Raw genomic sequence first — 12205 nt, 5'->3', positions numbered from 1 at the left:
ACATAACTCGAAAAATAATATTGTCCAATGGATTGGCGCGAGATGGCGGGCCCCCTCCGACAGCACCACCAAGTCATTGGTCGGCGCCTTTTTTGGACGGCACATGTCTGAGCCCGACTTGACAGCAGGCGGGGGCCCCGCCCCACAATTGCGGAGGGTGCCCGCAGATGCGACGACGTCGCCGCATTGGCAAGGATTGCTGAACGCGGGAAACGAAGCGACATTTGTTTCGGCCTGGTTGGCGCTGCAATGCAGCCGTATTGCCGGCGTGTCAGCGGGTCTGTTGCTCATGCGGCGGGTTGATTCAACTGCGCCGTTACTATCGGTAACGTGGCCGCCCCGGGATGTGGACGCCAGCGATCTCATGCGCCTGGCCGAAACCGCCTACGCGGAACGCCGCTTGGTCGTTGCTCCCGGTCGCGTCGGTCCTGATTCCAGGCCCGCGCAACCTGTGGCCCTGATAGTCGCCCTGCCGCTCGGCACTGCGAACGAGCCGATTGCGGCTGTGGCCATCGCATTGACGACGACGGCCGCCAAGCCCCTGGTCACCCCGGCCGTCGTCGCTGAGCAATTGCGCTGGGGCGCGGGCTGGCTCGAGGCATTGCCTTGGGCCAGGCACACTAAGGATCTCTCGTCTGACGTAACGCGAGCCGCATCGTGCCTGGACCTCCTCGTCACAGTGAACGCGCAGCCGCGGCTGAGCGGTATGGCCATCGCGGTGGTCAATGAGCTGGCAACCCGCCTACGGTGCGAGCGCGCGTCGCTGGGTATTGTCGGTCGGAATGGCACAATATGCCTGCGCGCGGTTTCGTTCTCGGCCAGCTTCAAACGCGAGAGCCGCCTCGTCAATGCGATCGAGAACGCAATGGAAGAGGCGATCGAGCAGCGAGGGTGCGTCGCTTATCCGCCATTGCCGAGGATGGGACGTGTCGTGACCATCGCCCATCGGGCGCTGGCGGAGGAAGCAAAGGCGTCCGGCTCGTCGACGATGTCAGCTATATTGGTCGGCCCCCATGGAGAACCGATCGGCGCTCTCACCTTCGAACGTCACCGCGCCGAGCCCTTTACGGACGACACGCTGAAGCTGGTAGAGGGGGTCGCGGCACTGCTGGGACCTCAGATCGGGTTGCAGCTGCGGGCGAACCGGCTCTTGGGCGGACGTGTGGTTGACGGTATCGGCGACGGATGCGCGGCACTGTTCGGCGCACGGCGGCCGACCCTCAAGCTCTGCGTCGGCTGTGTCATGGTGCTTGCGCTGACCTTGGTCTTTGCGAAAGGCGAGCACCGCGTCACCGCCAAATCAGTGCTTGAGGCCGAAGTGCAGCGCGCAGCCGTGGCTCCGTTCGACGGATTTGTTCGAGCGGCCCCGGCACGGGCTGGCGACACGGTGCGGCGGGGCGACCTTCTCGCCCAGCTTGACGACCGGGATCTCGTTCTCGATCGGTTGAAGTGGCGAGCCGAACTCGACAAGCTGCTTCAGCGCGATCGCGAGGCGCTCGCCAAGCACAATCGCAACGGTCTCGTGGTACTGGAACCGCAGATCCGGCAGGCGGAGGCCCAGTTGGCACTCGCCGAAGAGAAGCTCGCACGCACCCGGATCCTCGCTCCATTCGACGGTGTCGTCGTCTCCGGCGACCTGAGCCAGATGCTCGGTTCTCCCGTCGAGAAGGGAAAGACGCTGTTCGAGGTGGCGCCACTCAATTCCTATCGCTTGATCGTTCAGGTCGACGAACGTGACGTTCGCTTCGTGGCGGTCGGGCAAAGCGGCACCGTGGCGCTCGCAGGCAGACCCGGCGAACCGGTGCCGATGACCTTGAGCAAGATCACGCCGGTTACGCTCGCCGAGGAAGGACGCAATGCATTTCGGATCGAGGCCCGCCTCTCGGAAGCGGGCCTTGCATTGCGCCCCGGGATGGAAGGCGTTGCAAAGATCAATTCCGGACAACGTTCGATTGCGTGGATCTGGATGCATCCTGTCATCGATTGGTTGCGCCTTGCCGCGTGGAAGTATCTGCCGTGAGAGGGGCGATATGACCGCAGCCCCGTTTCTAAGCTCGTCCTGGTATCGCATCGCGCAACGCCGGCCGAAGCTTCGCGACCACACCTCGGTCTACCGACATCGGTATCGGGGCTGCATTTGGTACGTCGTGCAGGATCACGCGACCGGCCGCATGCACCGCTTGTCGCCCGCCGGCTACATGATCGTGGCCGCGATGGACGGCGTGCGAACGGTTGACCAGATCTGGCATGAGGTCGGATCCGCTCTTGCAGAGGAGGCGCCGAGCCAGAGCGACGCCATCCAATTGTTGGCCGAACTCAGCGCTTTCGACCTGTTACAAACCGAAGTGACCCCGGATGCAAGCGCGCTGGCCGCACGTGCGGCGAAAGCCAAACGATCCAGGTGGCTCGGCAACGTGCTCTACCCGCTGGCCCTGCGGATTCCGCTCTGGCATCCGGTCAGGTTTTTCGAGCGTACCCGGCCGCTTGCAGAATGGTTATTCGGGTTGCCGGGTGCCGTGCTGTGGCTACTGGTGGTGTTGCCGGCGCCTCTATTCGCGGCACAACACTGGCAGGAACTAACGGCCGACGCCTCCGACCGAATCCTGGCCACCGACAACCTGCTGTCGCTCGCGCTGGTGTATCTCCTGCTCAAGACGTTGCATGAATTTGGACACGGATTTGCGGTCACGGCGTTCGGGGGAGCAGTACCCGAATTCGGAGTCATGATCCTGGTGTTCGCCCCGTTGCCCTATGTCGACGCCTCTGCCGCTTCGGCATTCCGCAGCAAGTGGAGGCGCGCCCTTGTCGGCGCGGCCGGAATGATCGTCGAAGTGTTCTTCGCTGCGCTCGCGCTTTACGTATGGCTTACCGTGGAGGCTGGACTTGTCCGCGCGCTCGCGTTCGACGCACTGGCCGTCGCCGGTGTCTCGACCCTGGTATACAACGGCAATCCACTCCTGCGGTATGACGGCTACTACATTCTCGCGGATCTGCTGGAAATCCCGAACCTGGCGCAGCGTGCTACCCGGTACTGGAGCTACCTTGTCAATCGCTACGCGTTTCGCGCTGATGGATCGAAGGATTTCGTGGCCACGACTGGCGAACGAATCTGGTTCGTTCTTTACGCACCGACTGCTTTCCTTTACCGCCAGGTCGTGATGCTCGCGATCGCCGTGTTCGTCGCCTCGCAGTATCTCGCCCTCGGCGTCTCGATCGCGGCCTGGAGCCTGCTGACAGGTGTTGCGCTGCCGATCGGCAAGGCACTGTGGTTCGTGCTCGCGAGCCCGAGCCTTCACCGCAATCGCGCCCGCGTCGTGACGGCGACCTTCGGCATGATCCTGGCCACCGGGTTGATACTTTTCCTAATTCCGGTCCCTTCTTACACCACGACGGAAGGCGTCGTCTGGTTGCCGGAGAATGCAATCGTGCGCGCGAGAACCGACGGCTTCGCGCGCGCGCTTCTGGTCCATCCGGGCATGAACGTCACAGCCGGAGAAGCGCTGGTCGAAAGCGAGGAATCAACACTCCAGGCCGAACTCTCAATTCTCCACGCACGCGTCGCCGAACTCGAGACAAGGCTTGCCACCGAGCGCTTTACCGACCGCGCGAGCGCGGAGATTACCACGACGGAATTGGGGCAGGCGCGCGCCGAGCTCGCGACCGCGACCGATCGCGCCGCGCGCCTCATCGTGCACAGCCGCAGCGATGGCACCTTTGCCGTTATGAAACCACAGGATTTGCCTGGACGCTTCCTGCGCGAAGGGCAACAAATCGGCTACGTACTTACTCCCGGTTCACGCACCGTGCGCGCAACAATCCGTCAGGACGACATCGACCTCGTTCGCCATCGGCTGCAGAGCGCCGAAGTTAAACTCGCAGAGCGCCCTGATGAGACATTGCCCGTTGAGTCCCTTCGCGAAATACCGTCAGGCCGTGACGTCCTCCCCAGCAGGGCTTTGGGGGGCGCCGGCGGCGGCGCCTTCACCGTCGATCCTGGCGATCCCGAAGGCGTAAAGACGCTGCAACGCGTCTTCCAAATTGATCTTGTGCTGCCCGAAAATGCACCGGCAGCCACCGCGTTCGGCGGTCGCGCCTACATCCGCTTCAACTTCAATTGGGAGCCGCCGGGCCAGCAGATCTGGCGCCGTCTACGACAATTACTGCTGTCTCAGCTGCAGGTCTGAGGGAATCCGTATGCTCAGGCGCAAACGAAACTTCGCCAATTTGGCCTCGGTGGCGGTGGACGCACCCTACGCGGAGCAAGCCGCTCGCGGAGAGATTGCACTCGATGCTGCCCTGCTCGACGCTTGGGGCCGGGTCTTGCCCTTCCTGCAGCCGGCCCTCGCGCGTGACCGCCTCGGCCGCTTTGTCCGGTTGGTCGGTGATCTGGAACCGCAGTTCGCTGCCCTGACGAACCGGCGTTTGCGCGAAACCGCGGAGGAGCTGCGCGCATCATTGCTGTCAACTCCCCCCTACTCGCATCAAATGGCGCGTTCGTTTGCGCTTGCGCGCGAGGCGGCGCGTCGTCACGTCGGGATGCGTCTCTTTCCGGTACAATTGCTCGGCGGCGCCGCCATGATGGGAGGCGCGGTCGCCGAAATGGAAACCGGTGAAGGCAAGACTTTGACGGCGCTGCTGCCGGCGATCACTGCCGCACTCATGGGACGTCCGGTTCATATCATCACGGTCAACGATTATCTCGCGCGCCGCGACGCCGAACAGCTCGCGCCTATCTACAATGCGCTCGATCTCACGGTCGGGCTCGTCGAGCACGGACAGCCGCGGCACGAGCGGCAAAGAGCCTACGCAAGTGACGTCACCTATTGTACCAACAAGGAGCTCGTGTTCGACTATCTCCGCGATCGGCTCGCGCTCGGCTCCCGCCGTGCCCGTTCTCGGCTTTCTCTCGACACAATATTCAACAGCAGACTTGCTAGCCACCATCAATCACCGCTCTTGCGCGGTCTGCATTTCGCGATCGTGGATGAGGCCGACAGCGTCCTGATCGATGAGGCCCGCGTGCCATTGATCCTCTCCGGAACGCAAGAAGGGCCCGAGAACGCCGGGGGTCTGCACGAGACCGCACTAGATCTCGCTCGACGCCTGGTGCCCGGCGACGACTTTCATGTGCGCGCAAACGAGAAGTCGGTGCGGCTAACTACCCGCGGCGAGGGCCGGATCGCTCAGCTCGCTGCAGGACTACCAGGGCTATGGGCGATCCGACGCGCGCGCGAAGAACTCGCGCAGCATGCGCTTGCCGCCCTTCACCTCTACCGACGCGACGTTCAGTATATCGTTGCCGATGGCAAGGTGCAGATCGTCGACGAATATACCGGACGCGTGATGCCGGACCGTTCATGGGAAGGCGGCATTCACCAGCTCATCGAAGCCAAGGAACATTGCACGATCACGGAGCGGCGCACGACGCTTGCGCAAATAACCTATCAGCGCTTCTTCCGCCGCTACATGCATCTTTGCGGCATGTCCGGGACGGCGGTTGAGCCGGCAGGAGAACTGTACGGCACCTATGGCCTCCGCGTTGTACGCATCCCAACAAACCGGCCATTGCGACGAACGAATGCCGGCACACGCTTGTTTCCGACGGCCAACCTCAAATGGGACGCCGTGGTCGATTCAGTTCACGACATCGTTCGCAAAGGTCGCGCCGTGCTTGTCGGGACCCGCTCGGTTGAAGCCTCTGAGCAAATTTCGCAGTTGCTTGGCAGATCGGGACTCGAAGCCGTGGTTCTTAACGCGCGACAGGACCACGCAGAGGCCGAGATCATTGCGGGCGCGGGTCAACCGGGCCGCATTACCGTCGCTACCAACATGGCCGGCCGCGGCACCGATATACAATTACATCCTGCGGTCCGGAGCCGAGGCGGCTTGCATGTCATCCTGACCGAATATCACGAGTCCCGCCGCATCGACCGCCAACTCTTTGGGCGCGCCGGCCGCCAGGGTGATCCCGGTAGCTACGAAACGATCGTCGCGCTCGATGATGAGCTTTTCAGACGCTTTATGAACCCGAAGCTTCTTCGGTTGCTAGGCAAACGATCGAAACGGACACAGCCAATTCAGGGAGCATTAGGACGCGCATTACGCAGCTATGGCCAACACGGGGCCGAGCGCCTTCACGTGCGAGCCAGACGGGCCGCTCTCGCTGAAGATCTTCGTGTCAACAGAATTCTCAGCTTCGCCGGGACTGAATGACCGCCTTCCCCTCACTCAAATATCATTATATTTACCCAAAAAGGTTTTATAAATATATAGCGAGGCCGCCGCATTATGGTACTATTTAACTGGAATTAAATATCAATTAATTATCCAGCGCGATTTCGGGTTGTGGCATTCGGAGACAACGATGTCGGGTTCCTGGGGCTTTTTCGGCCATCTGGCGCGACGGATTGTTCACGGCAGCGCGAGGAGCGATCGCAAGACGATCGTCGATGGCAAACGCGATGCTAGCCATTCGCCGCTAATCTTCGAGACGCTCGAACCGCGCCTGCTGCTGGCCGCAGACCCGCTCGGCATCACGGCCGGCTACGCCTTCAACGAGGCCTCGGGCACAACGACGGCGGATGCATCGGGTCACGGCATCGTCGGCACGCTCACGAACGGTCCGACCTTCACAACCGGACGATATGGCAATGCGGTTGCACTCGATGGCGTGAATGACTTCGTCAATCTCGGCAATCCAACTGCGCTGCAATTCACGGGCAGCATGAGCGTCGGTGCATGGGTTTACGTTAGTGCGTTCCCCACCGATGATGCTGCGGTCGTGTCCAAGCGCACCTCGGGCGAGTCCGGATATCAGCTCGATATCACCGCCGATACCGGTCCCCGCACCATCGGATTCAAGCTCACCAACAGTGCCGGCCAGCCGATGTTCCGCTATGGCGCGACGCCGCTGCAACTCAACACGTGGTACCACATCGCCGGCGTCTACAACGCTGCGAATCAGACCATGGACGTGTACCTCAATGGCACGCTCGACAATGGTCAGCTGGTCGGCACCGTCACGAATTCCCAGCAGAATTCGACAGCCAATGTGGACATCGGCCGGCGGGCCGGCAGCACCGGCTACGAATTCCCCGGCCGCATCGATGACGTGCGCATCGCCGACCATGCGCTCACTCAGGCGCAGATCCAGACCGACATGGCAACGCCTCTTGCCGGAACGGCGGACACGACGCCTCCGACCGTGTCCCTCACGCCTCCGGCCCCGATCGTATCCGGAACGGTGAGTCTTGCAGCGAGCGCGTCGGACAATGTTGGCGTTATCGGCGTCAAGTTCCTGCTGGACGGCAACACTCTGATCGGTACGGAGGATACCACCTCGCCGTACGGTGTCTCGTGGACCACGACCACGGCATCGAACGGCTCCCATGCGCTGACCGCGCAGGCACGCGATGCTGCCAATAACATAACCACTTCGACGCCGGTCAACATCACGGTCGACAATCAAGCGCCGACCGGTACGGTGACGATCAACGGCGGTGCCGCGGCGACCAATAGCACCTCGGTCACGCTTACGCTCACTGCGACCGATGCAGTCACTTCCGTCAAGCAGATGCGCTTCTCCAATAGCGGGAGTTCGTATTCGACGGCGGAAGCCTTCGCCCCGACCAAGGCCTGGACGTTGTCGAATGCAACGGGCACCAAGACGGTCTATGTCCAGTTCATGGACGCCGCGGGCAACTGGTCTGCGGCGGTGACAGATACCATCGTGCTCGACACAACCGCACCGACGATCTCCGGGCAGACAGCAACGAACATTACCGGCAGCACCGCACGAGTCACGTGGACGACCAATGAGGCGGCGACTTCGCGGGTCGAGTATGGGCTGACGACCAGTTACGGATCGTCGACGACGCTTGATGCGACCCTGGTGACGGCACACAGCGTTGCGCTAACCGGCCTTGCTCCCAGCACTACTTACAATTACCGCGTCCGTTCGATCGACGCCGCGGGGAACGAAAGGATCGGCTCAAACGCCACCTTCACGACGACTGCCACCCAGGACACCACACCGCCATCGACTCCTACGGGCCTGGTGGCGACCGCCGCTTCGACAACGCAGATCAATCTTTCGTGGAACGCCTCGACCGACAACGTTGCGGTCACCGGCTATCAGGTCTTCCGCAATGGTGCGCAAGTCGGCACCCCGACGACGACCACGTTCAGCGATACCGGCCTGTCGCCGGGCACATCCTACACTTATACCGTGCAGGCGAGGGACGCGGCGGCGAACCTCTCTGGACAATCCGCGCCGGCCAGCGCCACGACGCTGACGCCTGACACGACATTACCCACGGCCACAATCACAGGGCCGACAGGATCAACGACCGTTTCAGGTACGATCACGATCAGTGCCAATGCGTCCGACAATGCCGGGGTCGCGGGCGTGACCTTCCTGGTGGACAATATCGCGGTCGGCGGGGGCGAAGACCTTACATCACCCTACAGCGTCAGCTGGGACACGACGACGGTCGCGAATGGCGTCCACACGATCACGGCGCGCGCACGGGATACCTCCGGAAACACCGGCGATTCGCTGCCCGTCAGCATCACGGTGTCAAACACTCAAACACCGGGTCTGGTTGCTGCCTATTCCTTCGATGAAGGATCCGGAACGACTGCGGGCGATTCCTCAGGGCAGTCAAACCTAGCGACACTCAACAACGGCGTTGCCTGGGTGGCCGGCAAGCATGGCCAGGCCGCGAGCTTTGACGGAGTGAATGACTACATTTCTATTCCAAACTCTGCCTCGACCAACATCTCCGGTAGCGCCCTTACACTGTCGATGTGGATTAATCCCCAGCCGCTCGCGAGCGGCGATTCCGTCGTTATCGGAAAGTTCTGGAATACGACTATGTCGTCGCCCTACTACCAGTATGGACTGGAACTGCGCGGCGGCAATCAGACCGATTTCTATATTGGGACATCCAGTGGCGCGCGCGTCGCTGCTTCAGGAGCCACTTTGCCATTCAACCAGTGGTCCCATCTCGCCATCACCTTCGATGGTGCGCAAGTCAAGACCTATGTCAACGGAACCCTCGTCAACACGCAGGCGCTGTCAGCAACTATCACGGCGCGCGGCAATCCCATGCGTATCGGAGCGGATGCGTCGACCGCGCAATTCTACAAGGGAGCGCTCGACGATCTGCGCATCTACAACCGCGTGCTGACCTCTGCGCAAGTGCAATCGGACATGACGACGCCCGTCGGCAACCCGACGGCCGGATCACCGCAGGTCTTGATAGATTCCCCGATCAATGGGGCGCAAGTTAGCGGCATCGTCAATGTGACTGCAGATGCAACGGACGATACCGGCATCGCCAATGTGCAGTTCTATATCGACAACGTGGCAACCGGCTCCCCCGATACGACGGATCCTTACGCTCTTGCGTGGGACACCCGTACGGCAAGTAACGGCGCGCACACCATCACGGCGATGGCGACCGACATCGACGGCCATACGACACTGTCAGCACCGATAACCGTAAACGTCGCGAACAGCAGCTTCTTCCAGAACGAAATCCTGGCGACGGGATTCAATCTGCCGACCGCGATCAAATTCCTTCCCGACGGCCGCATGCTGGTGGTGGAACTTGCGGGCACAATCAAGATATTGCCGCCACCCTATACCACGCCCGATCCAACGCCTTTCCTGCAACTCACCAACATCGGCTCGGCGGGCGTACAGCAAGGCATCTACGACATTGCACTCGATCCCAACTTCAGCACCAATCACTACTATTACATCTTCTATACCCTGGGGACGCCGAACGTGGATCGCTTCTCGCGCTTCACGGCGAACGCGACGCTGACGGGTACCGTGCCTGGTAGCGAGTTCGTCATCTATCAGGATACGGAAATTGCCAATGCCGAACACCACGGCGGGGCAATTAACTTCAGCAACGACGGCAAGATCCTGCTCACGACCGGGGAGCATTTCCAGGCTGGCGAAGCGCAGGACCTCACGAAGCCGCGCGGCAAGATCCTGCGATACAACATGGACGGCACCGTTCCCACCGATAACCCGTTCTACGACGGCAACGGACCGAACTACGATGCAGTATGGGCGCTTGGTCTGCGCAATCCCTTCCGCGCCTACTACGACGCACCCACCGGGCGGCTGATCATCGGCGATGTCGGCGGGAACGTTTACTCAACCGCAATCGAAGAAATCGACATCGGAGCGAAGGGTGCTAATTACGGCTGGCCAGACGTGGAAGCGCCTAACGGCAATCCCGCCTACACGGCACCCGCCTACTATTATCCGCATAATGGCCGCGACGCGGCAGTCGTCGCCGGGTTTGTCTATCACGGCACGCAATTCCCAAGCAGCTATCAGGGCAGCTTCTTTTTCGCGGATTACACTCAGAACTGGATCAAGCGCTTGACGTTTGACGCCAACGGAAACGTCACCGGCGTCTTCAACTTCGAGCCAGCCGACGGTTCGGTAGATGGCCCCTACGGCGACATTGTCTACTTGACCGAAGGCCCCGATGGCGCCCTTTACTACGTCGATCTCGGCTATTCCGATATTAGCGGTACATTCGGCGTAAGCAAAATCCGCCGCATCGAATTCATTCAATCGGATCTGCCACCGGTAGCGACGGCTTCCGCATCGCCAACGAAAGGACCCAGCCCACTCACCGTCAACTTCTCCAGCAACGGTTCATCTGATCCGGAAGGAAAGCCTCTCACCTATTCGTGGAACTTCGGTGACGGCGTGACTTCGACCGCGGCCAACCCGTCGCACACATATACGGTCGCCGGCCCGTATCAGGCTCGGCTGACGGTCTCGGACGGGGTCAATTCCACGCTGTCGACCCCGATCGCAATCAGCGTCGGCAATAGTCCCGTTGTCAGCCTCCTTGCGCCAACCGATGGCGCGACCTTCAGGGCGGGCGACGTGATCACATTCAGCGGCACCGCGACCGATGCCGAAGATGGTACACTCCCTGCAAGTGCTTATACCTGGAATATCGACTTCCTCCATGAAGGCCATGTTCATCCGGGGACTCCCATCACCGGCGTGACCAGCGGCACGTTCACGATTCCGACCAGCGGTCACGACTTCAGCGGATTCACGCGGTATCGAATAACGCTGACCGTAACCGATTCCAGCGGGCTGCAATCGAGCCAATCCGTCACCATCTTCCCCGACAAGGTCAATCTGAACTTCGCCACGGCGCCGAGCGGACTCACGCTGTATCTGGACGGCATCGCGCACGCGACACCTTTCACTTACGATACGCTCATCGGCTTCAATCACGAAATCGAAGCCCGCAACACGACGGTCGGAACGACCACCTACAACTTCGCCTCGTGGTCGGATGGCGGCACTCAGGACCACATTATCGTCGTTCCCGTTGGCGGTGCCACCTACACTGCCACGTACAATGCAGTCACGGCGCCGGCACCTTTGGCATTCGTCCAGGCGAATTCCGCCACCCCGCAAACCAACCAGACCCAGGTATCGGTCTCCTACACGAACGCGCAGACGACAGGGAATACGAACATCCTCGTGATCGGGTGGAATAACACGACGTCGAACATCACGTCCGTCACGGACTCGGCCGGCAATGTCTATCAGCTCGCCGTTCCGACAGCGCGAGGCAGCGGCATCAGCCAGGCCATCTACTACGCCGCGAACATCAAGCAAAGCGCCGCCGGCGCCAACACTGTGACAGTGACCTTCGACACTGCGACTCAATACGTGGACATTCGCGCTCTGGAGTACAGCGGCCTCGCTCTCGTCAATCCCTTTGATGTCGGCACCTCGACGTCGGGCACCACCAGTTCAGCCAGCACCGGGACCGTTACAACTTCCACCGCGCATGAGCTCGTTTTTGGTGCCGGAACGACGACGGGTGGGTTTACTGCGGCAGGCAGCGGCTTTACCACGCGTGTCATTACGACGCCCGACCTTGATATTGCCGAGGACCGGTTCGTAACCGCGACGGGCAGCTACAATGCGACCGCATCTCTCCAGGGCTCTGCGGCATGGGTGATGCAGGTCGCGACCTTCAAGGCGCTGGCCTAAAATGAACGCAGACCTAAACAACGGAGCCGAGGTTGGTATATGCGGCATCGCCATCGCGCTGAGCCATCCGAGGCGCGATGAGCTAATCGGCGCCAAGACGTATCAACGTGACGTCGAATTCATGTACTCGGCGACGCATAAACATTC

The 12205-nt window shown here is 61.2% G+C and carries 4 protein-coding genes; all 4 read left to right on the top strand.

Annotated elements, in window-relative coordinates; translation table 11 throughout:
- Positions 1-103: 103 nt before the first annotated feature.
- The 4 genes from CWO91_RS02705 to CWO91_RS02690 all read left to right on the top strand — a co-directional run bounded on the left by CWO91_RS02705 (position 104) and on the right by CWO91_RS02690 (position 12058).
- Complete coding sequence (locus tag CWO91_RS02705; RefSeq protein WP_130212132.1) at positions 104-2020, top strand: efflux RND transporter periplasmic adaptor subunit; 1917 nt, start codon at positions 104-106, stop codon at positions 2018-2020.
- A 10-nt stretch (positions 2021-2030) separates the two neighbouring features.
- Positions 2031-4184 (top strand): peptidase M50, encoded by a 2154-nt coding sequence (locus tag CWO91_RS02700; protein WP_130212131.1) that lies wholly within the window; start codon positions 2031-2033, stop codon positions 4182-4184.
- Positions 4185-4194: 10 nt separating this feature from the next.
- Positions 4195-6213: a DEAD/DEAH box helicase gene (locus CWO91_RS02695; protein WP_130212130.1), complete on the top strand. Its 2019-nt coding sequence runs from the start codon at positions 4195-4197 to the stop codon at positions 6211-6213.
- A 151-nt stretch (positions 6214-6364) separates the two neighbouring features.
- Positions 6365-12058 carry a LamG-like jellyroll fold domain-containing protein gene (locus CWO91_RS02690; protein ID WP_130212129.1) on the top strand — a complete coding sequence of 1898 codons (5694 nt, stop codon included), beginning with the start codon at positions 6365-6367 and terminating at the stop codon, positions 12056-12058.
- Positions 12059-12205: the final 147 nt, after the last annotated feature.

Origin of the sequence: Bradyrhizobium genosp. SA-3 (assembly GCF_004212635.1) — a bacterium.
In the GTDB taxonomy this organism is placed as follows: Bacteria; Pseudomonadota; Alphaproteobacteria; order Rhizobiales; family Xanthobacteraceae; genus Bradyrhizobium.
The sequence above is the reverse complement of the archived record's forward strand: the minus strand, read 5'-3'. Positions and strand labels throughout refer to the sequence as shown.